The sequence below is a fragment of the Methylomonas lenta genome, assembly GCF_001644015.1.
In the GTDB taxonomy this organism is placed as follows: Bacteria; Pseudomonadota; Gammaproteobacteria; order Methylococcales; family Methylomonadaceae; genus Methylomonas; species Methylomonas lenta.
The window spans coordinates 16,239-43,230 of the sequence record NZ_LUUI01000160.1 but is presented as its reverse complement, the minus strand read 5'-3'; the positions used below and the strand labels follow the sequence as shown (position 1 = coordinate 43,230).

The 26,992-nt window shown below is 44.8% G+C and carries 24 protein-coding genes; 11 read left to right on the top strand and 13 right to left on the bottom strand.

Translation table 11 applies throughout. From position 1 onward, the window contains the following. Positions 1–215 precede the first annotated feature (215 nt). The 4 genes from lon to A1359_RS20110 all read right to left on the bottom strand — a co-directional run bounded on the left by lon (position 216) and on the right by A1359_RS20110 (position 8,045). Positions 216–2,621, bottom strand: coding sequence for an endopeptidase La (gene lon, locus A1359_RS20125; protein WP_066987712.1), 2,406 nt, complete (start codon positions 2,619–2,621; stop codon positions 216–218). Continuing rightward, complete coding sequence (locus A1359_RS20120) at positions 2,611–3,030, bottom strand: Hsp20/alpha crystallin family protein (protein WP_066987710.1); 420 nt, start codon at positions 3,028–3,030, stop codon at positions 2,611–2,613. Before A1359_RS20120 ends, lon begins: the two co-directional genes overlap by 11 nt. 111 nt (positions 3,031–3,141) lie before the next feature. Beyond that, positions 3,142–5,427, bottom strand: coding sequence for a putative bifunctional diguanylate cyclase/phosphodiesterase (locus A1359_RS20115; RefSeq protein WP_083960740.1), 2,286 nt, complete (start codon positions 5,425–5,427; stop codon positions 3,142–3,144). Then, positions 5,424–8,045, bottom strand: a complete 2,622-nt coding sequence (locus A1359_RS20110; protein ID WP_066987708.1) for a chemotaxis protein CheB — start codon at positions 8,043–8,045, stop codon at positions 5,424–5,426. The genes A1359_RS20115 and A1359_RS20110 overlap by 4 nt, the downstream gene beginning before the upstream one ends. Before the next feature lie 267 nt (positions 8,046–8,312). Between A1359_RS20110 and A1359_RS23580 the strand changes: the two genes are divergently transcribed. The 5 genes from A1359_RS23580 (at position 8,313) to A1359_RS20085 (ending at position 11,874) form a co-directional block, all read left to right on the top strand. Continuing rightward, on the top strand, positions 8,313–8,507 hold the full coding sequence (locus A1359_RS23580) for a DUF2934 domain-containing protein (RefSeq protein WP_066987706.1): 195 nt from the start codon (positions 8,313–8,315) through the stop codon (positions 8,505–8,507). 157 nt (positions 8,508–8,664) lie between these two features. Then, complete coding sequence (locus tag A1359_RS20100) at positions 8,665–9,516, top strand: hypothetical protein (RefSeq protein ID WP_232322414.1); 852 nt, start codon at positions 8,665–8,667, stop codon at positions 9,514–9,516. 127 nt (positions 9,517–9,643) lie between these two features. Continuing rightward, positions 9,644–9,835, top strand: coding sequence for a DUF2934 domain-containing protein (locus A1359_RS23345; protein WP_066987702.1), 192 nt, complete (start codon positions 9,644–9,646; stop codon positions 9,833–9,835). A gap of 112 nt (positions 9,836–9,947) precedes the next feature. Then, positions 9,948–11,243, top strand: a complete 1,296-nt coding sequence (locus tag A1359_RS20090) for an ATP-binding protein (protein ID WP_066987699.1) — start codon at positions 9,948–9,950, stop codon at positions 11,241–11,243. After that, positions 11,236–11,874: a response regulator transcription factor gene (locus A1359_RS20085; RefSeq protein ID WP_066987698.1), complete on the top strand. Its 639-nt coding sequence runs from the start codon at positions 11,236–11,238 to the stop codon at positions 11,872–11,874. The genes A1359_RS20090 and A1359_RS20085 overlap by 8 nt, the downstream gene beginning before the upstream one ends. A 40-nt stretch (positions 11,875–11,914) precedes the next feature. Here A1359_RS20085 and A1359_RS20080 read toward each other — a convergent pair whose 3' ends face one another. Next, positions 11,915–12,502, bottom strand: a complete 588-nt coding sequence (locus tag A1359_RS20080; protein ID WP_066987696.1) for a hypothetical protein — start codon at positions 12,500–12,502, stop codon at positions 11,915–11,917. A gap of 390 nt (positions 12,503–12,892) precedes the next feature. Here A1359_RS20080 and A1359_RS20075 point away from each other — a divergent pair, with 390 nt between their 5' ends. Together A1359_RS20075 and A1359_RS20070 are read left to right on the top strand one after the other, a co-directional pair. Next, positions 12,893–14,212, top strand: coding sequence for a DUF2254 domain-containing protein (locus A1359_RS20075; protein WP_066987694.1), 1,320 nt, complete (start codon positions 12,893–12,895; stop codon positions 14,210–14,212). Between the two features lie 81 nt (positions 14,213–14,293). Then, positions 14,294–15,655, top strand: coding sequence for a mechanosensitive ion channel family protein (locus tag A1359_RS20070; protein WP_083960742.1), 1,362 nt, complete (start codon positions 14,294–14,296; stop codon positions 15,653–15,655). Between the two features lie 201 nt (positions 15,656–15,856). Here A1359_RS20070 and A1359_RS20065 read toward each other — a convergent pair whose 3' ends face one another. The 6 genes from A1359_RS20065 to A1359_RS20040 all read right to left on the bottom strand — a co-directional run bounded on the left by A1359_RS20065 (position 15,857) and on the right by A1359_RS20040 (position 18,878). Further along, positions 15,857–16,315, bottom strand: a complete 459-nt coding sequence (locus A1359_RS20065) for a hypothetical protein (protein ID WP_066987690.1) — start codon at positions 16,313–16,315, stop codon at positions 15,857–15,859. An 87-nt stretch (positions 16,316–16,402) separates the two neighbouring features. Beyond that, positions 16,403–16,789, bottom strand: a complete 387-nt coding sequence (locus A1359_RS20060; protein WP_066987688.1) for a thiol-disulfide oxidoreductase DCC family protein — start codon at positions 16,787–16,789, stop codon at positions 16,403–16,405. Between the two features lie 7 nt (positions 16,790–16,796). After that, the gene (locus tag A1359_RS20055; protein WP_232322412.1) at positions 16,797–17,528 is read right to left on the bottom strand and encodes an MBL fold metallo-hydrolase; all 732 of its coding nucleotides are present in this window, start codon (positions 17,526–17,528) and stop codon (positions 16,797–16,799) included. Positions 17,529–17,579: 51 nt separating this feature from the next. Continuing rightward, entirely contained in the window at positions 17,580–18,014 is a 435-nt protein-coding gene (locus A1359_RS20050; RefSeq protein ID WP_066987686.1) for a GlcG/HbpS family heme-binding protein, read from the bottom strand. A 123-nt stretch (positions 18,015–18,137) separates the two neighbouring features. Continuing rightward, entirely contained in the window at positions 18,138–18,338 is a 201-nt protein-coding gene (locus A1359_RS20045; protein WP_157200612.1) for a hypothetical protein, read from the bottom strand. A gap of 96 nt (positions 18,339–18,434) precedes the next feature. Then, complete coding sequence (locus A1359_RS20040; RefSeq protein ID WP_066987682.1) at positions 18,435–18,878, bottom strand: ferritin-like domain-containing protein; 444 nt, start codon at positions 18,876–18,878, stop codon at positions 18,435–18,437. A 615-nt stretch (positions 18,879–19,493) separates the two neighbouring features. Between A1359_RS20040 and A1359_RS20035 the strand changes: the two genes are divergently transcribed. The 4 genes from A1359_RS20035 to A1359_RS20020 are packed head-to-tail and all read left to right on the top strand — an operon-like array spanning position 19,494 to position 23,879. Further along, a complete protein-coding gene (locus A1359_RS20035) occupies positions 19,494–20,957 on the top strand; it encodes a sensor histidine kinase (RefSeq protein WP_066987680.1) in 1,464 nt (487 codons plus the stop codon). 15 nt (positions 20,958–20,972) lie between these two features. Continuing rightward, the gene (locus tag A1359_RS20030; RefSeq protein WP_066987678.1) at positions 20,973–21,548 is read left to right on the top strand and encodes a hypothetical protein; all 576 of its coding nucleotides are present in this window, start codon (positions 20,973–20,975) and stop codon (positions 21,546–21,548) included. A gap of 5 nt (positions 21,549–21,553) precedes the next feature. Beyond that, a complete protein-coding gene (locus tag A1359_RS20025; RefSeq protein ID WP_066987676.1) occupies positions 21,554–23,158 on the top strand; it encodes a sensor histidine kinase in 1,605 nt (534 codons plus the stop codon). Then, entirely contained in the window at positions 23,151–23,879 is a 729-nt protein-coding gene (locus A1359_RS20020) for a response regulator transcription factor (protein ID WP_232322411.1), read from the top strand. The genes A1359_RS20025 and A1359_RS20020 overlap by 8 nt, the downstream gene beginning before the upstream one ends. A gap of 48 nt (positions 23,880–23,927) precedes the next feature. On the opposite strand, the gene A1359_RS20015 is transcribed toward A1359_RS20020, so the two are convergent. Next, positions 23,928–24,986 carry a lytic transglycosylase domain-containing protein gene (locus A1359_RS20015; protein WP_083960739.1) on the bottom strand — a complete coding sequence of 353 codons (1,059 nt, stop codon included), beginning with the start codon at positions 24,984–24,986 and terminating at the stop codon, positions 23,928–23,930. Between the two features lie 597 nt (positions 24,987–25,583). Further along, complete coding sequence (locus tag A1359_RS20010; RefSeq protein WP_066987674.1) at positions 25,584–26,987, bottom strand: DegQ family serine endoprotease; 1,404 nt, start codon at positions 26,985–26,987, stop codon at positions 25,584–25,586. Positions 26,988–26,992 lie beyond the last annotated feature (5 nt).

The following is a 26,992-nucleotide window of genomic DNA, read 5'->3' as shown; positions in this document are numbered from 1 at the left end:
CTTAATGGCATTGACGCGGAGCATGGGAACCATAGGAGGAAGTTAATTTTGGCGAAATCCTAAGCACGTAACGTATCTCCCTTTATAAATAATGCATTCCCATTAAAAAAATGGATATAAGTATAAATACCTATGCAATCTGCATTGCACAAATTGATTTGCCGCATCGGCGGTTTAGAGCAATAAATTAAAGCAGGCTTTCTGGGATGTACGGACTATATTTCTATACTTTGTAAAGCGTCTTCAACACGTTCCAGCCAGACAAAGTTAAGTTGTTTTCTGACGGCTTCAGGAATTTCTTCAAAGTCGCGTTGATTCCTGGCTGGCAGCATGACGGTTGTTATGCCGGCACGCGCCGCAGCAATTACTTTTTCCTTTATGCCACCCACGGGTAGCACCATGCCGCGCAGGCTAATTTCGCCTGTCATGGCGATGTCGCTTTTAACCGTACGCTCTGAAAATGCTGAATATAAGGCAGTGAACATGGCAACGCCGGCACTGGGGCCGTCTTTGGGGATAGCCCCAGCGGGCACATGCACATGAATGTCGTGTTTTTTGAATATATGGGGGTCCAAAGATAAGGCAGTCGCGTGTGATTTCACCAGACTCAATGCCGCTTGGGCGCTTTCTTTCATCACATCGCCGAGCTGCCCGGTTAGTATCAACTGACCGCTGCCCGCCACTTTGGCAGCTTCAATAAATAGAATATCTCCGCCAACCGGTGTCCACGCCAAACCGGTCGCCACGCCCGGCACGCTAGTGCGCATCAATACTTCGCTTTCAAATTTTCTGGGTCCAAGAATTTCCGGAATATGTGCAACTTCAATTTTTCGACTCAGTAGTTGGTCTTCAGCAATTTGCATGGCTACGCGGCGAAATACTGAACCAATTTCGCGTTCCAGATTTCGACAGCCCGCCTCGCGGGTATAGTCCTGAATAATGGTTTGTATGGCTTCATCCGTGATGCTGCATTGCTCTGGCGTCAAACCGTTGGTTTCTAACTGACGACCAATCAGATAACGCCTGGCTATCTGGGCTTTTTCATCCAGGGTGTAACCGGTGAGTTCTATCACTTCCATGCGATCTCTCAGCGGCATCGGTATGCTATCCAGCACATTAGCCGTACCAATAAACATGACATGGCTTAAATCAAACGCCACACCCAGATAATTGTCGCGAAAGCTTGAATTTTGTTCCGGGTCCAATACTTCCAACAATGCGGAGGATGGGTCGCCCTGAAAACTGGCGCTCAGTTTATCCATTTCATCCAGCATAAATACCGGATTATGAGTGCCTGCCTTGCGTATTGATTGGATGATGTTTCCGGGCAGCGCGCCGATATAGGTGCGTCGATGCCCACGAATCTCGGCTTCATCATGTGTGCCACCCAGACTAATGCGCACAAATTCTCGCCCACTGGCACGGGCAATACTGCGTCCCAGCGAGGTTTTGCCGACACCTGGCGGGCCGACAAAACACAAAATCGGACTTTTGCCATGCGGATTTAACTTGCGCACAGCCAAAAACTCCAAAATGCGCTGCTTAACTTTATCCAGGCCGTAATGATCCTCATCCAGGATTTGCCTGGCTTGGCCAATATCAATCACGCCTGGGCTGGCTTTTGACCACGGCAGTTCGGTTAACCAATCCAAATAGGTGCGTATCATGGAATATTCACCGCTGGCATCAGGCATATGCTGCAAACGACTCAGTTCCTTAAGCGCCTGTTTTTCTACTTCATCAGGCATCTTCGCGTCATTAATGGCTTTTCTAAGCTCTTCAATTTCAGCCAGATTGCCTTCGGTTTCGCCCAATTCTTTCTGAATGGCTTTAAGTTGTTCGCGCAGGACATATTCCCGCTGATGCTGCCCCATACTTTCCTGGGTTTGTTCGTTGATCTGATTGGAAAGCTTTAAGACTTCAATCTTATAATTGAGGAGTTCAAGCACTTTGTCGAAACGCGCCTGAATATCAAACAACGCCAGTAATTGCTGTTTTTCCTCGGGTTTTGTAATCAGATAACTGGCAATCAAATCAGCCAATAAGGCAGGTGCAGTGACCGATTGAATGGCATTAACCACTTCTGTCGGCGGTTGTCCTGTCAAACTAAGCACCTCCATGGCCTTTTGCTTAACCGTGATCATCCGCGCCTCAATATCCTTGGAATCAGAGTCAGGTTCGGTAATCAATTCCACGCGGGCCACCAGATAAGGGTAATCCGGTAAAAATGTTATGACACGAAAGCGTTTCACACCCTGGCAGACCACATGATGTGTGCCGTCAGGTGTGGTGATATAGCGTAAAACCTCGGCTACGGTACCAATGTCGTAAAGATCGTCCGGTTCCGGATCGGCATCAGTCTCATATTTTTGCATCAACAAGCCAACGGGCTTTTCCGAACGTATGGCTTGTTGCAAAGCGGCAATCGATTTTTTACGGCCGATGACTAACGGATGCAACACTTGTGGAAACAATACAGTTTCCAGCATAGGTATAACGATCAGTGCGTCCTCCGGCACTGTTAGCGAAGATGATTTATTTTCACTGCTTAGTTCGGTAAGTGATTTCTCCGCGTTGTGCTCATCCGCTTGGAATAGCTTTTTCAGATCCTTAATGTCCATGGGAGCCTGTATGTTTTTTTAGCGTAAGGATCAAACAACCGTTTGCAAGCTCACGGCCACCCAATTCATAATCACCTACCGGGAGTTCAAGACGCCGTTCAAAACGTCCATAGGGTATTTCAAGTCGTTTGATTTCGGCTTCCGGACTGACTGGCAAATGGCGTTTGCCGCTAACCATCAGATGCGTGCCTTCCAATATCACTTGTAGATGCTCTGGTGCAACACCGGGCAGCGCCATCATGATTTTAAATTCTTGCCGCGTTTCGTAAATGTCGACCAGTGGCTCCCAAGTGGGTGGTCTGGCATGCAAATCGGCCGGTCTAAAAAATTGTCTATGCAATCGATCTGCTCGATTCAGCATGGCACAGGCTTCTGCCCACATCCAGGCATCAAGATCATCTAATGACATAAGTTTTGCACCCTACTGAAATATTATGTGGCGATAGCAGTAATACCGATTAAGCCTTTTTATAACCCGTAACCTAAAAGGGTTTGGCGCAGTTGGCTGGAGCGACTCAGTTTAATAACAACGAGTTAATTCTGGCCAATTAAACACCTTAGGTTGAAACAATTTTTCAAAATCATCCGCATTGATCGGCTTGGAGAACAGGTAGCCTTGCCCAAAGTCGCAACCTGCGGCTAACAAAAGTTCACGTTGCAACTCAGACTCTATGCCTTCTGCAATGACCTTCATGCCCAGTTCGTGCGCCATGACGATCATGGCTTTACACAATGCCAAATCACTGATGCCTGAGGTAAGATTTCGCACAAACGACTGATCGATTTTCAAATAATCGATATGGTATTTATTCAAGTAAGACAATGATGAATAACCGGTGCCAAAATCGTCCAGAGAGACCTGAAAACCGGCATCGCGAAAAGATAATAATTTGTCTGACACGTCGCTGGAAACATCCATCAGCAGACTTTCAGTAATTTCAACCACAATGCTGCCCTTGGGCATACCAATTTCCAGCATACGTTCTAGCCAATCTTGATTACCCATACGCTGACGAAATTGAATCGGTGATTTGTTCACACTAATTTGAAATTGCGGATCGAATTTTGCCCGCCAGAGTTTGACCTGTTTGACGGCTTCATTAAAAACCCAATTTCCCATTTCGATAATAAACCCGGTTTCCTCGGCAATATTGATAAATTCAGCAGGATTGACCAAACCTCTTTGCGGATGCAACCAGCGTATCAGCACCTCTGCTTTATGCATTTCCCTCATCTTCAAGTCGACGATAGGTTGATAATAAAGTAAGAATTGATGAGCAGCGAGTGCGCCGCGTAAATCGTTGGCCAGGTAGATTCTATTCTCGGCAGATTCCTGCATGGCCGGCGTGAAATAACAAAAATGATTGCGCCCGGCTTCTTTAGCCGCATACATGGCTTGGTCGGCATTTTTTACCAGTGCTCCCAGTTCTTCCGCATCGTTGGGACAAAGCGTAATACCAATGCTGACGGAGATATAGACTGTTTCGTTCTGTATCTCATAGGGTTCGCTCAAGCACTGAAGCAGCGCATCAGCGACCCGATCGATACTGCTCAAATCCTCCAGCTCACCCAGGATGATGGTAAATTCATCACCACCCAACCGGGCTACGGTATCAACCTCGCGCACACAGCTTTTAAGCCTATTCGCCACCTCTATCAGTAACTGATCGCCGACTTCATGTCCCAGAGTGTCATTAACATCCTTAAAGCGGTCCAGATCGAGAAACAGCAGTGCCAGCGACTTATGATCGCGATGCGTCTGTTTGATGGCTAATTGCAGCCGCTCGTGAAACATGCTGCGGTTGGGTAAACCGGTGAGTGGATCAAAGTTGGCTTGTTTCCAGATCAAGGCTTCGTTCTTTTTCTGTTCGGTCATATCAGAAAACGTCACCACCCGTTGCCGCACTTCACCTTCGGCATCGTAACTGGTATGAATAGTCATCCAGGTCGGGAAGTAATCACCGTTTTTACGCTTATCCCAGATTTCGCCTTGCCAATGGCCTGTTTTCAGTAACACGGCCCACAGGTTGCTGTAAAAGTCTCTATCATGCCGACCGGAATTCAGCAGATCACTATATTGACCTAAGGCTTCTTGCTCTGTATAGCCGGTTAACGCTGTAAACGCTGGGTTAATAGCAATAATCTGGTTATTTGGATCCAGGACCATGATGGCTTCGCCGATGGCCATATACACCATAGCCGCCAGTTGTAATTCACGATCGTGTTGTTTACGTTCGGTAATATCGCTCACAATAACCAGACAGTGTGGCTGATAGGGTTCTGTATGGGCCTCGATCGCAACAATAATGGACCGGTTTTTAAGTTGCAGCTCAAACTCAGCCGATTCGCGCTGGTTAGAGCTCAGGGCTTTTGCTAAAAAAGCGATAAAACTGGATCGTGCGTGGTCACTCACCAGGGCCATAAAACGTTGTTGACATAATCTGGCGCGGGGTATGTCGAGTAATTTGGCTGCAGCATGATTGGCCTGAATAATATGACTCTGGCTGTCCAAGGTAAAATAAGCCATAGGTGCAAAGTCATACAGATGGGTGTAGCGCTCCCGGGCGCCGTCCAATTCTACTTGCGTCCTGCGGAGCACATTATTCTGATTTTCCAGCTCAATTTGATGGATTTGCAATTGCTGATTTTGCATTTCCAGTTCGAGCTGATGTACTTGTAATTCGTGGACTAATTTTGCGTTACTCCATGAATGGCTGGGTTGCTTGTCCGATTTTACTAAGAGTGGCTGCTGGGTTAAGGTTGGCTGTTTGTCCTCATCATCCAGGTGGTTGTCTGATTTTTTCATTCGATTTTGTCTCGTAACTCAGCCTCCAGCTGTTTGATCTCACAAATATCGACAAAGGTAATCACCACACCGTCAATCACATTATCCTGCGTTCGGTAAGGCATGATGCGCACTTTAAACCAGCGATTATCGAAGGTTTTAATCTGTTGGTCGATAAAGGCCAGAGTCTGCGCCACTTTTTGGATATCCGCCATGAATTGCGGGTAATCCAGGTCGGTAACGATATCAGACAATTGCCGCCCCAAATCGCCGGGTATCAGTTTGAATAAATGAGTGGCGTAACTGGTGAAACGTCTGATCTTGAGTTGATTGTCCAGAAAAACCGTGGCGATTTCCATGCTATCAAGCAAGTTTTTCATATCGTTGTTCACCCAGGTCAGGTCTTCAACTTTTGATTGCAGCTCTGCATTCACCGTTTGCAATTCTTCGTTCAAAGACTGCATTTCTTCTTTTGAGGTGTTGAGTTCTTCGTTGGTGGATTGTAATTCTTCGTTGGATGACTGCAGTTCTTCGTTGGCGGATTTGAGTTCTTCCTGAGAGCTTTGCATTTCCTCGCGGGTAGTCTGTAAATCTTCCAAAGCCTGCTGTAATTGAGTTTCTAAAAGTTTCTGTATAGCGCCGGGTTTGCGGCGTCGCAACTTGCCGCTTAAAGGCGGGGCGATATCGTTAAAAACGACAATTAATTTATTGCACAGTAGATCGGGTGACGTAAGGGCTTGCACAGTCAGGTTGATCGAATGAGGTATGCCATTCATGTCTAGAGTTAAATCCGGTACGAAAACGGCTTCTGGTTGTCGCTGTGCCTTCTTTAACGCCAGCGCCAGTTCATTACGCAACCCTTCACGCGCCATGGCATAGATATTCCAATTAGCCTTGCCGGCCGCCGGTTCCAGATATTTGCCGGTGCGACCTGAAATATAAACAATGTCGCCATCTGTATTCACCAACACGGCCGCTGGGGTGAAGTGCCTAAGCAAAAATTGTTCTGTTAGCGTTTCAAGATTTGCGGGCTGGCCGGTCATAGATTGAGTACTCCTGGGCTCTTTTTCTGCTAAAACAGACACTGGGAAATATTTGATCGGAAACTCTAGCGAGGAAGTCATTGGTAAAATATTATCAATGCGCTGATAGAGACGTGCGTTTTTATCAATCGGCTTAAACAAGCTAATCTGACTACCAATCGTTTCGGCATTACCCAGCATTAACAGACCATGAGCGGTCAAGGCGTAGTGGAATAACGGAATTAATTTATTCTGTAGCTGTTGATCAAGATAGATCATTAGGTTTCGGCAACTGATGATGTCCAGCTTGGTAAACGGTGGGTCCATGATGATATTTTGCGGGGCAAAAATCACCATCTCGCGTATGGTTTTACTTATCCTATAGCCGTTTTCTTCCTGGATAAAAAAACGCTTAAGCCGTTCGGTGGACACATCCTCACTAATATTAGCCCGGTAAAAACCTTGCCTGGCTTTCTCAATCGCGTCGTCATCCAAATCGGTAGCAAAGATTTGCAGCGAAAATCCTGTTTGAGATTGACGTTGATTCAACACTTCGTTAAAGACCATGGCCAGTGAGTACGCTTCTTCTCCGGTACTGCAGGCCGGCACCCACGCACGCAGAGGCTTGCCCATAAGATAGTTATCCAATAATGCTGGCAGAGCAACGGTTTTAAGCTGTTCCCATACAGCAGGGTCTCGAAAAAAATTAGTCACGCCAATTAAAAGTTCTTTAAACAGCAAGTCCAGCTCATGAGGATTTTCGCGCAAATACCGCACATAACTGGCAATCGCATCAATTTTATGTAAACCCATGCGACGCTCTATACGCCGATAAATCGTGTTTTTTTTATACAGTGAGAAATCATGGCTGGTACGTTCGCGTAACAGAATGATGATCTGCTCCAGGCTATTTTGCGATTTAAGTGGCAAAATCGGTTCTGAGCCGACAATGCTGCTATCGGCAACATGATGACTATGATTGAGATAGTTGATGATATGTGTTGGCAATTCTTGCGCCGGCGCCACAATATCAGCCAGTCCGGCCTGAATAACGCTACGCGGCATGGCATCAAATTTAGCGGTTTCCGGGTCTTGCACCAACGACAGTCCAGCATTTTCTTTGATGGCACGTAACCCCAAGGTACCATCACTGCCCATGCCGGACAAAATCACCCCAATCGCACGTTCGTGTTGATCTTCGGCCAATGAACGAAAAAAGAAATCTATCGATAGACGCAGGCCGCGCGCAGCAACTGGATCCAGTAAATACAGACTGCCATGCAGAACGGAGAGGTCCTTATTTGGCGGTATCACATACACGCAATTGGCTTTTACCTTCATGCGATTGCCAGCCTGAGTGACTCGCATGGGGGTAATGCGTTGCAACAACTCCGGCATAACTCCTTTATGTACGGGATCAAGATGCTGAATGATGACGAAAGCCAAGCCACTATCGGCAGGCATATGAGATAAAAAGGCTTCCAGTGCTTCCAGGCCACCAGCAGACGCGCCGATACCCACGATTCTGGGGATACCGCTAGCGCGATTACGCGGAGGCTTTTTAGTCGACTTTTGCGTAATCAGAGTATCCGGTGTTTGGGTTTTAGATATTGGCATACTACTTAGGTGTTTTCATGACTCGGTTTTAGACAATCTGTCGATGTTATTCCCTCTCAGGCATCCGTTTAATCAGCTCGCTGAAGATTATTTGGCAGTCTCGCACAAAACCCATAGTTCGGTAAGTGATATTTGTATACGTATTTGCACGTATTTTAATCGAATTAAATAATTGTTAGCCTATAAAGCATTCCATGATTACACCTATTTTGATGCCAGTTTTTAACTTTAATTCATGGGTTACTGAGCATTTAAGAGGAGAATAGCATGAGTACTAAAGCTAACCCATCAACACAAAAACTACATACATCTTCTGTAGAAACTGCCGAAGTCATACCGGAGCCTGAGATAGACGAACGCATTGCTGAATTGGCCTATTACAAAGCTGAATGTCGGGGATTTGAACCTGGCTATGAATTGCAGGATTGGCTTGAGGCAGAAAAAGAAATTTCGCTGTTATAGAATATATTTTGAAAAATAATATCCAATAAATGAGCAGTATTTTATCAATCATTAGCGTTAATCTAGCTTGACTTACAATAATAAATTAATCGTAAAATAGATTAAAATAATTAATACTCATATCATAGGCTGACAAATTCTCTTCTGTTGAGCAACTTTGATAGTTTTTAAGGAAAATAATATGAAGCGTTCTCAGAGTTTTAATAGAAAATGCGAACCAGGATATAAAGAAATTAAGCGGGAAATAGCCATACACGAAGCAGGACACGCTGCGGCAATTTATTTAGGCAATAAGAAACAGGGATTGCCCGTCGTTTTTTTTCAAATTTATATTAACCCATTAAAAAACAGCTTACATAACAACCTAGGTTTGAAAGGACGAGATAGCCATCAGTATGTTGCAAAAATCGAGGGTGGGCGCTTAATCCACACGCTACCTTATTCTTTTAGCGAAGCAACTAAAGACTTTTCGACGGCTCAAAAGCGTGCTTTCGAACAGGCATTTGAGGCTGATATTTTTAATATGCTAATAGGTCCATTGGCTGAAGCCAAGTATGTGTCGCTACGCGATGACGAGGCGATAAACTTTGGTTTGGTGAATATAGATTCATTGCATTTCTATGGTGGATCATCCGATCTTGAGATGATTAACGAATATGTTGACTGCTATATTGAAGACGATAATTTAAGAAAAAATAAAATATCTTATTTATTCAAGGCTGCATATGACTTTATCAGCAATCAATCTAATTGGTTGGCTATTACAGCCTTGGCTGAGGCCATTTTAGCGGATGACAAAAAAATCATCGAATACGAAGATATTATCGAAATACTGGAACATGGTCGCCATGTTGCCAGTCAACATGAGCTGCATATTCCTGAATATTTTCACACTAATCTGGTTAAACAAGCATTGTTTGAGCCCGAAACAATCAGGCCTATTACCTATTATCATTGTTATGCCGAATCATCGGATCAGGTTTTATTTGAAGAAGCCACAGCCATCTAGGTCAATTTTTAAGTTTTACACCCATAGTTGTTGGATGACATGGATGCATGACCTGTTCTGAATCTGCAAAATTTTTAGCTTTACACTAATAGTCAATTAAATTATTTAATCAAAAAGGGTGTGTAAAATGAAAATATCCAAGACTAAAGAAACCAAAAAATACGCTATAAACCCTGAGAATATCGTTATTATACAAATGCCCTATTTTGACGATGGCATTTCTAGGCTGGCTTATTTTAAGGCTGAAAAAAGAGGTTTTGTACCCGGTTACGAACTGGATGACTGGCTTCAGGCTGAGCAAGAGTATATACCGAAATAACTCAATACTGTCAGCATAGACTAACACCCTTAACGCTCTAGCCACTCTCTCTGGCGTTTGATGATTGGCATGGTGTTGGATTTTTATATGAATATGCCGCTGAAGGTGCAACATGCCAAGATCAGCCAAGTCCAAGCAGGCTCATGCCGACGAATTGCGTAGCAAAGCGGAGCAATGTTTGCAGGAACAGCCTGTTGCAGGCCACTGTGATAAGGAGGCAGATACCTGCAAGCTCATGCACGAATTACAGGTCTATACCCTAGAACTGGAAATGCAGAATGAGGAAATATTATCCACGCAGGCTCAATCTTATGCTGCATTGGATCGCTATACCGAGTTGTTTGACTTTGCGCCAGTCGGTTACCTCACTTTAAATAACCAAGGTCGGATTATAGAAATCAATTTAACCGCTGCCGCCATACTGGGAGTCGAGCGAGCAGACATTATCGGTTCGCTGATAACCACTTACATCGAAAACCAGAAATTGTTCAAGCACTATCTGGATCAAGTTTTTAACTATGCCAACAATGTCGTTATCGAACTGAATATCCTGCGCCCGGATGGCAGCTTGCTGGACGTCCAGATGGAAAGTCGAGTGAGTAGTAGTGAGGAAGTATGCCCTCTGCAAATTCGTACAATCTTGACCGATATATCCAGCCGGAATTCTTTAGAGCGGCAATTACAACAACAACGTAGTGAATTGGAATTACTGGTTAAGCAGCAGGTAGCGATACAAACCGCCGCCGCCATCGCACATGATCTTAATCAGCCGCTGGCGGCGATTTCAGCATTTAGTGAAGCTGCGCTGGCTTATCTGCATAAGGAGGTCATTTCTGCTGCCCCATTGCAACGGGCGCTGAAAGGTTGCGTAGAACAAGCGCAACGCGCCGGCCTATGTTTGCACGAACTGCTTGGTTTTTTGCAAAAGCGTGAACTGGTAACAGAGCCTTTTAATCTGAACTTACTAATCCAAGATGTGCTGACAATTATTCAACATGATAGATGTCGTGATTTTAAGCCGGAAATCAGACTCGACTCGAATTTACCAGCAGTCATAGCCAACCCGCTACAAGCCAGAAAAGTGTTGCAGAATTTGTTGTGTAATAGTCTTGATGCCATGGAAGGCACTGGTTTTAAAATCGATGATATTTTAATTAGCGTTTCTACTCGGGCTGAGTGGAACATGGCTCAGGTCACGGTGCAAGACAGTGGGCCTGGAATAGATGCCGATACTGCGAAACGCATTTTTGAGCCCTTTTTTACCACTAAACTCAACGGCAGCGGACTAGGGCTGGCAATCAGTCGTTCACTGATCGAAGCTAACGGCGGCCAACTTTGGATGGAGCCGAATGTAGATCAGGGCGCTATCTTTCATTTCACGCTGCCATTTGCACCATCGCATGAATAGCAAAATTCAACCAGAGACAGCCATATACATTATCGATGACGATGTGGCCATTAGGGATTCATTATCGCTAATGCTCGAATTGGAAGGTTACTCAGTTCAGAGCTTCGACGGTGCCGAAGCATTTCTGGCGGCAGGCCCCTACACTTGCGTCAACTGTTGCGCCATTGTCGATATCCGCATGCCGAATATGACAGGACTTCAACTACAGCAGGCGCTCATCGAACGAAGTATTTTGATACCGATTATCTTTTTGACCGGATTTGGCGACATCCCCACGAGCGTTAAAGCCATCAAAGCCGGGGCCATCGACTTTTTGACTAAACCTATCACAAAGCAAAATCTTTTGAAATGTGTTCGGCAGGCGTTACAAATATCCCAACGGTGGCATACCGAGCTTGAACAGCGTCAAGCAATTCAGGCGCGCTTGAATACTTTGACCAGCCGAGAACAGGAGATAATGGCATTAGTCATTAAGGAACAATCTAACAAAGAGGTCGCGCGTCTACTGGGTATTAGCCATCGCACAGTGGAATTGCATCGCTCCCGGTTAATGCAAAAGATGAACGTTAATAGTGTGCTTGAGCTTGCTAAAGTTTATCAATCCGTTCAGTCTGAGCGACGACAACGGTAGTCTTGAATGCGTTGAACACAGGTTTACTCTTAGAGTTGCTTTACTCCAAATCTTTAAAATCATGTCGGGTTAATTGCACATCCGAGCGGTATTTGGCCGCATGACCATAAGCAATGAATTTATGATATCGGCTGTGTAGGTTTTTCAAACGTCCGGCATGCTTTATAGGGCACCAGAACTGTTCAGTACGGGCGGCTATTTCCTGCAAGTAAGCCACCAGGCCATTAAAATAGCTACAGTAGGCGCAATTAATTTTTTCTATGATATTCAAATAATCTAAATACGCCCGGTCGAAGTTGAAATAATCTTGCCGTTTCACCCTTGGAATGCCGTAAATAGGAAAACAAACCCATTGATACAGACTACAGGTCGCATCCATCAACAAAGCGGGAAAAATACACATCCAGATTAATGGTGCACTGATGATATGTTTAAGCGGAGCATCTTTTAAATAAAGGTATAGCGACTTGATATAAGCCTTATTCCGAATAATAGCGTTTTGTTCAAAATAGACTTTGCGTTTGCGGATTTCGTAAGCAAACGTTTCTTGTTGCTTTTGCAATTCTTCGAGTAACTCATTTTCCAACGCTTTCATTTTATTCAACAGCGTTTCGAGTTCAGTTGTCATACATATTCCTTAGGTGCAGGTTTTTAAGCGTTGGCTGACCAACTGCGGGCTTGTTTTCTGCACTAAAAAGGAGAATCAGTGCGGGTTGACGTTGAACGGTCTTTTTAGCCAACGATTCGTGTTAGCGTCTCCTGTGTCAGATTGTCTATCTCTGAACATTTCGTTCACAACATTAGGTGTTTGTTTCAGTTGTCAGTACAAAGGTCATGGCGACAACTATGCAATGGCCGGAACTTTAAAAACCCGATTTGGGTTTGATGATGTTAAGGTAGTCATACAGTATCAGGGTTTATAATTTAGATGCTTTCTTTTTACTGTAACCCTCGAAACTGTCAAATCCGAAGTTAGGATTAAGTTAGAGTTATTAACCAATAATCGACTGACAAGGCAATGAGAACCTGGCTGATTCATTTTTGGGAATATCTACGCAATAGCTACTGGTTAATTCCTGCCATTATGCTTTTTACCTCAATAGGTTTGGCCTATAGCATGCTAGTGGCTGATGCGCATATCAATTTATTGCATTTTAGCGGACTTCGCTGGCTGGTTTTTACCAGTTCAGCGGGTGCTCAGGCCGTGCTGTCAACTATCGCAAGCTCGACATTTGCCGCTGCTACCTTGACCTTTTCGGTGACGATGGTCACGCTGAGTCTGACCAGTTCACAGTTCGGACCTCGCCTGCTGCGGAATTTTTTACGGGATCCTTTTAATCAATTTATCTTCGGTGCGTTTATTGCCAACTTTGTGTATTGTTTGCTGATTATGCGTGGCATGGTGGTTGCCGATAACCGGATACCCAGCATGTCCATCAGTCTGGCAATTATTCTAGTGTTGATCAATGCACTGTTGTTTATTGGCTTCATTCATCATTTAACCTCCTCTATTCGCTTTGAACGCATGGCCTATGATATTGGCCAGGAACTCCTCGAAGCTATACACCGTGTTTTACCCGAACCCTATACCGAAAAAGATAATTTGGCGGCTGAGGTTGCGCTACCGAATGTCGGCGAAAGTGTAATTAAAACCGATGCATTTGGTTATCTTCAAGCCATCAATTATTCGGCACTATTATCGCTGGCCGAGAAAGAAGCCATCACCATCAAGCTGTTATTTAAGCCGGGACACTACATTTTACCTGGCAGCCCCATTGCTTATGTGTGGCCAGCCTTGAATCAAAAAGCGCATATTGAAAAGTCCATATCTAGCAGTTTTTTGCTGGGCAAAGAACCCAGTGGCGAGCAGGATTTAGAATACTGCATCAGACAATTGGTCCAAATTGCGGCGCGGGCTCTGTCACCTGGGATTAATGATCCGTTTACCGCAATGACTTGTATCGATTATTTGGCCACAGGACTGGCTACTATTGCCAAACTGCAATTACCGGAGTTTCAAATTAGAAATGAGGCAGGACGATTACTGCTGGTAAAGAGTGAGATATCTTTCCAAAACCTGTTGGAGGCTAGTTTTGTCATCATCCGGCAAATGTGTAGTGATAATCCTTCGGTGGTGATTTATTTGCTTGAGACGTTTTTGCATTTGGCCCCTCTTGCTCAGCGTAAGGCCGATCGGCAAGCGATTGAACGAATCTCCCGCTTAACATTTGAATCTGCATTAAATCATCACCTTTTGGCTCCCGATGAGCAAGCGATCCAACAACGGTTTGAACAAATCAAACAAGCGTTAAAGCACTTGGAGAAAGCTAATAGCTAAATTACTGCCTTGCCAACCTTCTGCTGAGCGCGTAGGGTTCAACTAACCATGCTAACAATCTCAACCAAAAATAGGTTTACCGTGCGCAGTTATATTCTTCTGCTGATTTTATTGGTATCGCAAACAGGCATAGCTAATAATGCTTATGCAGATGCCATTGATCAAATTTTATCCGGCAGTACTAAAGCCGATGGTGCAAAACTTGATAAACCCATTGAGCTGGAACACAGCAAGCAAAACGACTTACAGATAAAAAAACGCTTAACACAGATTTATTCGGAACTCGATGGTTTAAAAGAGCTGCAGGTGTCGGTCTCCAATGGGGTTGTGACGCTAAAAGGTAATGTAGATTCGAAAGCGGCTGAACAAAAGGCACTGGATTTTTCGCGGAATATTCAGGGTGTGATTGAGGTGCAGAATCAATTAACCCTGACTCATGATGTAACCAAACGGCTTAATACGCTTCAAGTTACGCTAAAAAACAGTATCGAACAACTCATCACCGAAACACCCATATTTTTATTGGCATTGGTGGTTTTTTGCTTATTTTGGGCTGTAGGTTCGTGGTTATCCAAGCAGCAAAGTCTATTCAGGAAAATAGCCGTTAACTATTTTATCGCCGACCTGTTAGGTAAGTTCGTGCATTTAGTGTTTACCCTGCTGGGCATCGTGTTGGCTTTAAGTCTATTGGATGCGACAGCGTTGCTAGGTACAATTTTGGGTGCTGCCGGTATTTTAGGATTGGCTATCAGTTTTGCTGTGCGAGACACTGTCGAAAATTTTATTGCCAGTCTGCTGTTAAGCATAAGAAATCCCTTTGAAGTCAATGATGCTGTTGATATCGAAGGCTTTCAGGGTAGTGTAGTAAGGCTGACTTCGCGGGCGACGATCTTGATGTCATTTGATGGTAATCATGTACGGATACCAAATTCAACCGTATTTAAAGCAGTCATCACAAACTATACGCGGCATCCAAATCGGCGGTTTGAATTTGATCTAGGGATAGGCTACGCGGAAAATATCGGTTATGCGCAAGAATTAATTTTGCATGTCCTTACCGACATGCAAGGCATTTTAGCAGAACCCAAACCGCAAGTGATCGTGAATGAAATTGGCAATTCGAATATTGTATTGCGGATATACGCCTGGATAAATCAAACGGAATATGACTTTCTTAAAGTGCGCAGCGAGACAATCAAGAAAGCTAAAGAATGTCTGGATCAAGCTCAAATTTCAGTACCTAACCCCACATTTGATGTAAACCTAACTAAAGCACCTGTCTTATATCGAGAGCCGCCCGCCACTCCGCCGCTAACTAAAGAAAGTCACGGCAGTATTACTGACGTGACAGCCGACGATAGTTTAAAAGAACAGATAATCTTGGATAACTTGGAGCATGCTGATGAAAACCTGTTGGTTTCGGATGGCCAAAAAGAAATTTAATGTTTTGGTCGAAAATATTGCTGGGCATGAAGCGCTAGGAGGCTGTCCGAGTATGCAATCTTTGAAAAAATGACCACTGCAGAGATCATTGTCTGATCAAAAATAGACTCTCTATATCGTGGTGAAAATTACATTCATCAAGCTGCTGGACAGTCTCCTAGATTCTCAAACCGTTTAGGAAAAAATTTATTAATTGATTTACTAATTCTCACAATCAACTTTCAATGAGCGGATTTTATTGCGAAAATTAAAGTCGCTGAGATCATGCACCTTGGTATTGGGAATAAAGATAAGCTCCTTATCTTCCATGGCGTCCTGTTCCGTTAAACCCAACGATTTTAATAAATCGGGATATTTTTCCATTGCTTTTAGGGTGAGCTTGAAATTGGTATTTTCAAACACAGTCACTTTTGCTTTTGGACCCACTTTAAGGCTGTCGATGCATAACTCCCAATTGTCGCCTTGGACATTTTTGAGGTTTTCCAATTGCACCGGCCCTTCCAGCCGTAAATGTTTACCGGAATATTGACTATCCCGATATAAATCGACCCAACACTCTTTATTTTTATCTTTGGCATAAGCTGCAGACACGGCGCTCCCAAAAACCAGTAGTGCAATTATTGCTTGAGCTGTTTTTGATATTAATTTTATGCGGTTCATTATTATTCTCCGTCTATCATTAATGATATTTTTGAAAGCTCACAATCAAGTACGATCTGATGCTCTCACTATTACTGTGCAAGCGTTTTACACCTCCCTCCGGCGTAACCGGCGGTTTACCTGCCAATGATACAATCTGGCCAATAAGGGCCTGATCAACGGCAGACCGATCAACCAGGCGACGGGCTTTAACAACGGCACTTTGTTCATTAATAAGATATAGGCATCCAGTTCCGAAACGATCTGGCCATTTGGCTGGCGGACATGTAATTCGGATAAGGCTTTTTGCGGATCGATGCCCAGTTCCCGTAATGGCAGATCCTGGCCGGTAATGTCGAACCAGCACACTTGATCCGCTGATGACGCCGAGAGTTTTTCGTAGGTTTTTCGGTCGCGTATGCATTTAGGGCAAGCGCCGTCGTAATAAACAATCAGCTTATTGTCTTCAGGCGGTTTTTCGACAGTTGATGACATAGCGCATTCACTTATTTAATACCAGCCGTTCGAATCCCGGCAACCAGTCGGCAAATTGCGCGACGTAGTTATAGCCGCAGACTGTTTTGAGTGGCAGATCTTTGACAATTTCTAATATCCGTCGTGCCTGTTTTAGGGTTTCCTGCTCAGGGCCGAATGGATTAAATTGCATGCCGGTATCGGTTAGAAACACATAATCGCAGATGAACAAAACATCTCGATAAATATAAAAGCTAAACCCCGGCGTGTGACCGCCGACATGATAAGACTGTATGCCATGCAGGTTAAAGTCATCGCTAAAGCGACTGTCTATATCAAACAATGCCACCAGCCGATGTCTGGCATCCAACTCATGCAACCAAACGTCAGCATACCAAAGGCGTCGGTATTGGTTGGACGCCCCTAAAAAATGGTGGTGGGTAAACAAAATGGTTTGCACAGGTGGCAAATCACGATTGAATGCTGACGGCGAATCTATCCACACCGCCGCTGTTTCAGTTTCGACTCGATACGCTGCATGCTCCAGCCCCAATTTGGGCACCGAAAGCAACTGGCTAACGTAATCATTTATGGGATGACTGGTAACGCGATAGGTTTGTTCGGCTGCATCCCAGGGCATGAATTGATCGTGCGTTGCCCCGCAAAACGGGCAAACATCCGGCATCTGTCCTATCATGTTGTATCCACAGACCAGGCAAACTGACTGCTGCATGTCATCAGGGGAATTTTGCATAGTCATTATCTTTTCTCCTGTATGGGTAAAACCTAAATATCGTTATCCACAATCCAGCTAGGTGCGCCAGGGATGAGACGGTAAATCGGATAGGCCAATGACAGCAACAGCGGCCTTGGCCACCTGATGATCGTTCTCCACCGAACTACCGCTAACACCAATAGCGCCAATCAAAACCCCGTCTTGATCAACAATCGGCACGCCGCCGGGAAAAGTAATCAGGCCCTGATTGGAATGTTCGATGCCAAACAACGGCCCGCCGGGTTGCGATAATTGTCCGATTTGCCCAGTATTCATACCAAAAAAAACCGCGGTTTTAGCTTTTTTGATGGCGATATCGATACTGCCTACCCAGGCACCATTCATGCGGGTAAAGGCTTTCAAATCGGCCCCGGAATCAACCACGGCAATACACATTTGGGTACCCAGTTTTTTCGATTCTGCTATTGCTGCGGCAATTGCCATTTCTGCTTGTTCGTAACTGACGTGCATGATGTTTTCCTGAGTCTGTGGTGATAAAAACCTATTGTGTTATCTGGTCGAGATAATTTGTTCGGGTCGGACTATCGTATCGAAGCGTTCGGTAGTCATCAACCCGCTGCCTCGCGGAGGCTGCTACGATGCTTTAAGGCCGACTTCGCGATGCGGACAACCAGCGCAGTGATCAGCATCATTGATTGTGCCATGGGTACCATAACCGGTTTGCCAACTCACTAACGGGAAGTACTCGCCCAATTCACTGTCTATCGCTTTTTGCGCTGCTTCGGCGTTGGCCAACGCTACACAAGGTTTGACGATTCGCCAATGTTTAGGCACCGGCACCTAACTAACGTCCAACGCATCGGTCTTGGTATGGAAATCAAACCTTAGATTGTTCATCAGATTCGTCTGTCGCCATTTTAGTGCCGAGTTTTACTCGCCCGGCTTCAACAGCATCTTCCGCACATCGCCCACATGAGTTTCCTCCAAAGCGCACATGCGTCTAGCATATTCTTCCAGCAGGACGCTACGGCCATCCACAAGATCGAGCAAGCGATGGTATTCGGCCAAGGCTTGGGTTTCATGTTCCAAGGATTCCCGCAGAATATCGCCTATGTCGTGGCGATGGGTTTCCAGCAGCGGACCTATGCCCAAGGAAGGATGACCGCACAGATGGGTGATCATTTCGCCCGCCTGATTGGCATGTAACAAGGATTCGTTGGCTTGTGCCCGCATCCACGACACAATGGGAATACGATTATAGCCAAATACCATTAGTGCGTAATGCGTGTAGCGAACAACGCCGGCCAGCTCAGCTTCCAGAATATTATTCAGAACTTTGATGACGGCATCTTGATCAATTCCACTGTTAGCCATGATAGCCTCCTGTGTCAGAATGAAGTGATTTTTCACTATAGACTTTTTCAATAATTAAGCAAACAGAAAACTCACCCAATCACCGACAGGCGCCTGAATTTTCAATAACAAGGCATCGAAAGCTTTGGCCCCATTTGCCTTGCCACTATTGGTAATTTCCAACCAGTGGCCGTCAGGTAATAACGTAATACTCTCTTGCCCAGGGCGTTATGTTAGTAGTGGTTAATTACCCGCAGGTTGCTCAGCACTCTCCCCTGCTTTAACATTAAACCTTGAGATACTGCACCTACACGTTGATAGCCGGATCAAGTTCAAACTTAAATTTTGCCAGCCAATCGCCAAAGCCCTGATGAAAAACCTGCGCCTCATCGTTTTCTATCGCCCGCTGAAAAGCGGTGAGAGATTAAGCGTATCATAGCGATATAAAAACCAAACCTGGAAAATGCTTGGAAAGCACATAATTGGAACCTGAAATTTTCTGCATAAGACGCTGATTCCAAAACCAATCAGCACCAAAAGTCAAACTTATTCCTTCATTGCAGGCTTTTGAGTTTTATTTTCACAAAAACAGGATTTGTCGTTACTATGGAGGGGTTATTAACATATTGCCTGCGGATGAAATTCAAAAATCTTTTATCATTAAAATCTTTGATTGTCTTAGGTTTTTCAACTGCCATAATTCCACTTTTTTTAGGCGTGATGTATGCCGCCTATGGACTACAAGAGACGTCTGCACTGGGTAGAACCATTAATTCTCAAGTGTTCGAACAAACCAAAACCATACATCTGGTTTTGCAAAAAGCCTCAGATATTGAACGTAAAGCGCGACTGTTTGTTTTGTTATCAGACCCGGCGCTGCGGCAACCTTATGAGCGAGAATCCTATGAATTAGTCAGAACCTCTTTTAAACAGGCTCTAAGCGACTTATTAAAGCTGCATGTTGACAACAAAATCGCCTTGCTGGTAAATGAACTTTCCGAAAAGGAAAACCTCATTTATCAACAAATCATAGGCTCTGAAATTGATAACGCCTTCGAATTACCTATCGACGAAGCTTTTCTGGGCTTTCGCGAATCGTCAAATACACTATCGAAAGAATTCGAAGATCATGTTGAGCACACCTTTAACGAATTGCGCCAATTGTCGGAATCGCTGGAACAAGGACTACTGATCAAAGGCGCTATTTTATTATTGATTTCTTGCCTGTTCGTGCTGGCTTTGTTGACCGTATTATCACGATCATTCCGGCAACTTGATAGCTCGATTCGTCGCCTGGGATCTGGGGAATTGCAAGAACCTATCGAGGTCACTGGACCTGCGGATTTGCGTTATCTTGGCGAGCGCCTGGAATGGCTACGCACACATTTAAAAGCCTTGGAGACATCGAAGCAACAATTGATGCAAAACCTGGCCCGCGAAATTGAACAACCTTTGCTTGCGCTTCAAAATAACAATGAATGGTTGTTCAATGCTTCAGCATCAGGGCTTAAAAGCCCTACGCCGGATATTGCTAAAGAAATGAACCTCAGTATCGAGAAATTGAAAACCATTTCAGAACAGCTATCAAAATACAGCCAACTACACGCCGCACCAGTTCTGGATCAAAAACAACAGGTGGACATGCAAGCGCTGTTGGAATCGGTAATAGATGATTTTCACGATGCACTAGCAGCCAAATCAATTAGCCTTAAAAAACTGATCAAGCCCATTAATATGCAAGGTTTTCCAGAGCAACTACGCGGCCTGCTTGAACAATTACTCTCCAACGCCATTAAATTCTCACCCGCCGTAGGCGAAATACGCCTTATGTTGCGTGAGGCAGGAGACCAAATGGAATTAGAAATCGAAGACGATGGCCCTGGTTTAGACTCTGAAGAGCGTAGCCACGTTTTCGAACCCTTTTATCGTGGCAGTTCTCCTAGCCCAACTGAAGCACCCAACCCAAGTCCTGGCTTAGGACTGGCTATGGTTCAGGAATATGTTAGCTATCATCAAGGCAAGGTCGAATTTATCGACCCTAGACAGGATCAGCAAGGGGCCCGAGTCAGGGTACAAATACCGCTGGATATTGAAGATTAAGTATTAGGAATGTTTATGCTCCCCACTCTAAACATGCGTTTATGTGCATCAATCATTTTAGTTTTCATACTTTCCGGTTGCGCCGAGTTTAACTCAACCCCGAACATAGCTACGACGCCTTATAACGACCCATACGCCCAATCCGGTATCGATGACCTGCTTGCCTTTGGTGCCAGTATGGCCGCAATGTCAGAGACCGCCAGAGCGGATTTGTGTAAATCCCTCCAGAGCACTCAAAAAGTCTCTTATTCGGAGGGCGTACAATTGCATCTAATGGTCGGCCGTTTATTGTCAGATGCCTGTGGAGATATCACTAAGATTCTGGAAGGTGTAAAGTCACTCAGCCCTAGCTACACTGCTGACGAGCGCATGCAAAGATTGATTGCAATTGATACTCAGACTTTGATACGCATGCATAACCTTGAGAAAAAACAACGGGTAGTCTTACAAAAACCTAAAAAATCTAAAGCCGTAGTTGAAACAAAAGACCCCCCCGAACCTAAACATAACGAAACCAATTTACTGCGAGAAAAACTCGAAGCCATTCGCTCGATTGAAAAACAAATGGACGAGAGCATAGACGGCAATTAATCACTATGTTTCGTTTTCGACTAGCACTGGTAATTGCTGTTTCCTTTAGCTTTGTGTTGTTGTTGGGTGCTGGCATGTACTGGGGTTCTGAGCAGGTTGCTGGTCATTTCCAACGTAGCCAGAGCGCTTATAAGGCTTTTGACCATTATGAACGCCTGTCTCAGGAAGCCTATCGTTACTTCAAACAGCAGATGGATCGCTTGATTACCGGCGGCTCAAACGCGGAAACCGAGTTGGAGACATCCAAACAACGTTTGCTGGAGGCTATGCAAGCCCTCAGAGATCAAGCAATTAAACAGCCGACTAATCCGACCGATCGGCAAGATCAAGATAAATCCGCCGAATTGGAGCGTGTTGCCAATCTGACGGCCTTTCTGGATGCCAGTGAATATCGCTTTAATGAAGTTGAACACTTATATAAACAGGGCAAACGTGACTTAGCTTTACTGGCTTTATCCAAGTTTTCCGATGAGGAAATTGATGTCAAATTTCAGCCTCTGATCGATGATGCTATTCATAATGAGCGTAAAAAAGCTGCACAAGCCAAACAAGAACTGGAAAATCTGGTTAGGCAGTCACGCTTGGCCGCTATATTCGCATCGGTTGTGGCTGCCATTTTCAGTCTGACAGCCGGCATTTTTATGTTAGGTCGGCTCAAAAAACCTATAGAAGCCTTAATGCAAGGTACAGATGAAATTGCCTCAGGCAATCTGAGCTACCGGATTTCCTTAAATTCTGGCGACGAATTCGCCTATCTAGCCAGCCACTTCAACGAAATGGCGCTCGAATTAGGTGTACAGCAAGAAAAGCTACGACAAAATCAAGCAGAACTGGAGTATCGCGTAGAAGAACGTACTTTTGAGCTGCATCAATTAAACCAAGAACTCAAACACATGGATACCGAAAGACGCGAGTTTTTAGCCGATATCAGCCATGAGTTGCGTACACCTATGACCGTCATTCGCGGCGAGGCCGAAGTCACCTTGCGCGGACCCAATCGCGATGCCGAGGAGTACAAAGACACTTTACACCGCATTGTTGATCTTTCTATGCAATTAGGAAAATATGTCAACGATTTACTATTTCTGGCTCGCGCTGAAACGGCTAATTTACAATTTGAATGGGACGAATTGAATTTGACCGAACTGATAGGCAGCAGTGTAGAAGATTTTAAAGTCATGGCTGAAGTTAACAACATCAGCCTATCGTTTACTGGCCTTGAACAATCGATTTGGGTCAAGGGGGATAAACAACGATTAAGGCAGGTATTGTTCATTTTGGGCGATAATGCATGCCGCTATTCAAAACCAGGCGGACATATCCGTATTACTTCGTGGCTAGAGGCAGAATACGTGCATATCAGTCTGGCAGACCAGGGTATTGGCATACCCAGTCAAGATCTTGAACAGATTTTTGACCGGCATTTTCGCAGCCAAAATGCCCGCTTATTGCAAGACGATGGCTCCGGCCTGGGCTTACCGCTGGCCAGATCGATTTTGAAAGCACACGGTGGACTTATTAACGTAAGTAGCACAGAGAATACTGGCTCTACATTTACAATCAGTCTTCCCCTAATTTCTGCAAACGAGGATCATGTTTCCTATGAGTGAGCAACAACTTAAACCCAACAATTCCAGCGACGCTGGTTTTTTGCGCATTTTGCTGGTGGAAGACGACAAACGCATTGTAGATTTTGTCGAACGCGGACTGAAAACCGAAGGTTATGCAATAGATGTTGCCCGCTGTGGTCTGGACGCTATTGCTATCGCCGCTGAAAGCCAGTTCCAGGCCATTATTCTTGATTTGGGCTTGCCAGATATAAACGGCCGCGAAGTATGTGAGCGCTTACGTCAAAAAGGCATCGATACACCTATCCTGATGCTGACAGCCCGCGATACCGTACAAGACAAAGTAACCGGCTTGCGCTCAGGTGCCGATGATTACATGACGAAACCGTTTGCATTTGAAGAATTGCTGGCACGCATCGAGGTTTTAGTGCGGCGGCGCAGCAGCGAAGTCAAACTGGATTTAAAGGAATTGCAAATTGCCGATTTGACTTTGAATGTCGATACTCACGAGGTTAAGCGCGGCACAACCATTATCGACCTGACACCGAAAGAATTTGCCTTGTTGGAATGCTTTATGCGCATGCCGGATAAGGTACTCAGCCGCACCCGGATTCTGGAACAGGTCTGGGGCTATAGCGCCGACCCCTTAACCAATGTGGTGGACGTTTACATCCGCCAGTTACGCCGCAAAATTGATGATGATCACGAACTGAAACTACTCAAAACAGTGCGCGGTTATGGTTACAAAATGGAGTCTTCCTGAAAAGCCGCTTAAGCACGGCTTTTACAAAAATCCAGTCATATCGGCAAATTAATCCGCGGCCAGATATTGCCCTGAATTAATGGCATCTTCGTACCGAATACCCTCAGGAAAGAAGGGATCTGGATTGTTGGCGATTTCACGTGCGGCCAAAAACTGGGCATAATAATTCCGTGAAGCAAAACCGAATGCTGGGCCATCGTATTGATCGACAATGCGAACAAAATCAGGCCCCATATGGTTTTGCGCCCGTTTCATACCACCAATACCATGATTGTAGGATGTCAACGCAGTGGGCCAATCACCTAATTTTTTGTAGGCGTAGGTCAAATAATTGGCAGCGCCATTAGCTGACGCGAAGGGGTCCAAGCGCAGATCGACTTGATTCTTGCCTGGCATGAATGTTTGAGCAGCTCCTTTGGTGAACTGCCACATGCCAACAGCACCGGCAGATGAGCGCGCTGCTGGCTGAAAGGAAGACTCCACATGCGGCAAATAAGCCAATTCCTCAGGTAAGCCGGCATTTCGAAAGATTCTTCGAAATTGCAGGTTATAACGACCACTGATTTCCAACCCACGTTTAAACCGCTCCCGGGTACCGCGTTGCGCTCGTACACGCTCACTGGCACCGGACAATATAGTATTCAAAGGTCTGCCCGTGCTTTCAAGTTTGGCAATTATTTGTCGATCATTGGCGTTTAAAGCTGCGTTGTATCGCAGCTTGCTTTCTAAGCTCGAAATCTGCGCTTTCCAAAAGTCGCAACGCGCACTCATGATTTGTTTTTGTTCGCTAGTCAGACCTTCACCAACGTTACCCGGCAAAGTAATCACCTCATAGACCACATCCATATAACGATTGTCATGATAGGCCACTTGCGAACGCTGCCAAACAGCATAGGTTTTGCGCCAAAAATCCACCGCAGGCTCCAACGGGGCAGGCTTAGGAAAAACACCCGAATAGGTTGCAGGGGTAAAACTCTTGTTCACTTCAAAGGGTTGCTTCAAAACGCTAGCTTTGTCTTGTTTGACTACCGGGGCGGTGCTACTGCAAGCATTTAACAACAGTAAGGCAAGCGGAAACAGGGAAATTTTCAGGATCAGTCTAGTCATTGTCTTGTCGTGGGTTGATTAAGCGTGACGGCACGGAAAAATCGCTTAATTAAAATTGCAAGCGAACATATTTAAAGTCTTTATACGAATGATAGTGCTCATTTTAATTTAAAGCACAAGTTAAATGTGACGCAGCTCACATTTTTTTCGGTAAATTTGAAACTTATTGTACTCCCTATGACTATCTGCAACAAAATCCGCCTTAACATCTCTTAAACAGCTCTGATATTAAAATTGATGGTGCAGATTAAATTGGGCATGATGAGCAGCATTATTAGAGATATTCATGCCCACGTTTAGGATACTGAATGGAAGTTAAGTAATGCACAGGCTCCCTTCCAGCTCCATGATTAACTGAACAGGAGGAATCCGTTCGGTTGAATTACAGTCATCCAGAGACGCTTTCTGCAAAGCCAATCAATCTGCAACCAACAAATCCCCACTTTGTTTCACGCGGAATTATTTGAAAAACATGTCTGGGTAAATATCTGACTTTAGTGACTATTACACTCTTTAAGACACAAAAAAACCGTTGCCGAGTGATCGACAACGGTTTTTATTTGAATAGGATGAATACGACTTTAGGCAGTATTGATCTTATTTATCGATTTTAAAGGCTATAAATACCGGACTACCATTGCGTTGAATCAACATGGCTATCGATTTTTTTAACGGTAAGTTTGCAATTATTTTATTAAAATCCGCTGCATTTTTTATGGGTGAATTTTGGACGCGTAAAATCACATCACCTGGCTGAATACCTGCATCCATGGCAATACCTTTATTGACTTTTTGCACCAGGACGCCGTTTTTTTCCACTTGTAATTGCTGACGCTGCTCCTCAGTTAAATCGGATACCGCCAAATTTAAACGGTTAACGGCAAATTCGGGCGCTGCGCTGGGTGCTAAGTTATTACTAGCTTGCGGAGGCAGCAGACCGATTTTAACATTTAGATCTTCTTTATCTCCCTGCCGAATAATTTTAATACTGGCGTTTTCGTTAACCCCAAACATACCGACGAGAGGTGGTAACTCACCTGAGGTTTCGATCACATGTCCATTAAAGTCAACAATGATGTCACCTATCTGAATACCTGCTTTTTCGGCAGGGCCACCAGGAATGACTTTTGCAACCAATGCCCCATGCGGCCTATCCATACCAAAAGACTCTGCCAACTGACGGGTTACATCCTGAATTTGTACGCCCAACCAACCGCGTGAAACTTTGCCTTTAGTTTTTATTTGCTCCGCGACATTCATCGCCACATCAATCGGAATTGCAAAAGATAAGCCCATATACCCACCTGAGCGGCTATAAATTTGCGAGTTGATGCCTACGACCTGGCCATGCATATTAAACAAAGGCCCACCTGAATTACCGGGATTAATGGCTACGTCAGTCTGGATAAAAGGCACATAGTTACCATCCGGCAAACTTCTGCCTTTTGCGCTAACAATACCGGCAGTGACGGATTGTTCAAAACCAAAAGGCGTGCCTATCGCCAAAACCCATTCACCAACTTGTAATTGTTCCGGTGAACCAATAGTCACCACCGGCAAATCATTTGCCTCGACTTTAATCAAAGCTACATCGGTGCTTTCATCGGAACCTACTAATTTTGCAACCAGTTCACGCCTGTCTTTAAGTTTGACAATGATTTCCGAAGCATTATTGACCACGTGATGATTCGTCAAAATGTAGCCATCTTTGGAAATAACAAACCCGGAACCCAATGAATTGGTTTCTCGTGGCACATAACCACGCCCTTCCGGTCCTTGAAAGTATCGGCGAAAAAAGTCTTCCAGTTCAGGCGGTACATCCTGCGGCATCTGCTGCTCAGAGTCCAGCTGAGTTGTATCTGGCGCATTTTGCGTAGTACTAATATTGACAACCGCATCGCCGTTGTTTTTAACCATTTCGGTAAAATCAGGCAGTTGAGCATAGGCTGCGGTAGTCAATAGCAAAAAAAACCAGATGCTATTTACAAAATTTTTGAACATTTGTT

What these genes read in the sequence shown, in the direction of transcription:
- A1359_RS20085 (WP_066987698.1), top strand. Translation starts at nt 11,236, where the DNA reads ATGAATAGCAAAATTCAACCAGAGACAGCCATATACATTATCGATGAC.
- A1359_RS23580 (WP_066987706.1), top strand. Translation starts at nt 8,313, where the DNA reads ATGAGTACTAAAGCTAACCCATCAACACAAAAACTACATACATCTTCT.
- A1359_RS20025 (WP_066987676.1), top strand. Translation starts at nt 21,554, where the DNA reads ATGTTTCGTTTTCGACTAGCACTGGTAATTGCTGTTTCCTTTAGCTTT.
- A1359_RS20110 (WP_066987708.1), bottom strand. Translation starts at nt 8,045, where the DNA reads ATGCCAATATCTAAAACCCAAACACCGGATACTCTGATTACGCAAAAG.
- A1359_RS20030 (WP_066987678.1), top strand. Translation starts at nt 20,973, where the DNA reads ATGCTCCCCACTCTAAACATGCGTTTATGTGCATCAATCATTTTAGTT.
- A1359_RS20075 (WP_066987694.1), top strand. Translation starts at nt 12,893, where the DNA reads ATGAGAACCTGGCTGATTCATTTTTGGGAATATCTACGCAATAGCTAC.
- A1359_RS20020 (WP_232322411.1), top strand. Translation starts at nt 23,151, where the DNA reads ATGAGTGAGCAACAACTTAAACCCAACAATTCCAGCGACGCTGGTTTT.
- A1359_RS20065 (WP_066987690.1), bottom strand. Translation starts at nt 16,315, where the DNA reads ATGAACCGCATAAAATTAATATCAAAAACAGCTCAAGCAATAATTGCA.
- A1359_RS20060 (WP_066987688.1), bottom strand. Translation starts at nt 16,789, where the DNA reads ATGTCATCAACTGTCGAAAAACCGCCTGAAGACAATAAGCTGATTGTT.
- A1359_RS20115 (WP_083960740.1), bottom strand. Translation starts at nt 5,427, where the DNA reads ATGAAAAAATCAGACAACCACCTGGATGATGAGGACAAACAGCCAACC.
- A1359_RS20040 (WP_066987682.1), bottom strand. Translation starts at nt 18,878, where the DNA reads ATGGCTAACAGTGGAATTGATCAAGATGCCGTCATCAAAGTTCTGAAT.
- A1359_RS20035 (WP_066987680.1), top strand. Translation starts at nt 19,494, where the DNA reads ATGAAATTCAAAAATCTTTTATCATTAAAATCTTTGATTGTCTTAGGT.
- A1359_RS20015 (WP_083960739.1), bottom strand. Translation starts at nt 24,986, where the DNA reads ATGACTAGACTGATCCTGAAAATTTCCCTGTTTCCGCTTGCCTTACTG.
- A1359_RS20120 (WP_066987710.1), bottom strand. Translation starts at nt 3,030, where the DNA reads ATGTCATTAGATGATCTTGATGCCTGGATGTGGGCAGAAGCCTGTGCC.
- A1359_RS20080 (WP_066987696.1), bottom strand. Translation starts at nt 12,502, where the DNA reads ATGACAACTGAACTCGAAACGCTGTTGAATAAAATGAAAGCGTTGGAA.
- lon (WP_066987712.1), bottom strand. Translation starts at nt 2,621, where the DNA reads ATGGACATTAAGGATCTGAAAAAGCTATTCCAAGCGGATGAGCACAAC.
- A1359_RS20090 (WP_066987699.1), top strand. Translation starts at nt 9,948, where the DNA reads ATGCCAAGATCAGCCAAGTCCAAGCAGGCTCATGCCGACGAATTGCGT.
- A1359_RS20050 (WP_066987686.1), bottom strand. Translation starts at nt 18,014, where the DNA reads ATGCACGTCAGTTACGAACAAGCAGAAATGGCAATTGCCGCAGCAATA.
- A1359_RS20010 (WP_066987674.1), bottom strand. Translation starts at nt 26,987, where the DNA reads ATGTTCAAAAATTTTGTAAATAGCATCTGGTTTTTTTTGCTATTGACT.
- A1359_RS20055 (WP_232322412.1), bottom strand. Translation starts at nt 17,528, where the DNA reads ATGACTATGCAAAATTCCCCTGATGACATGCAGCAGTCAGTTTGCCTG.
- A1359_RS23345 (WP_066987702.1), top strand. Translation starts at nt 9,644, where the DNA reads ATGAAAATATCCAAGACTAAAGAAACCAAAAAATACGCTATAAACCCT.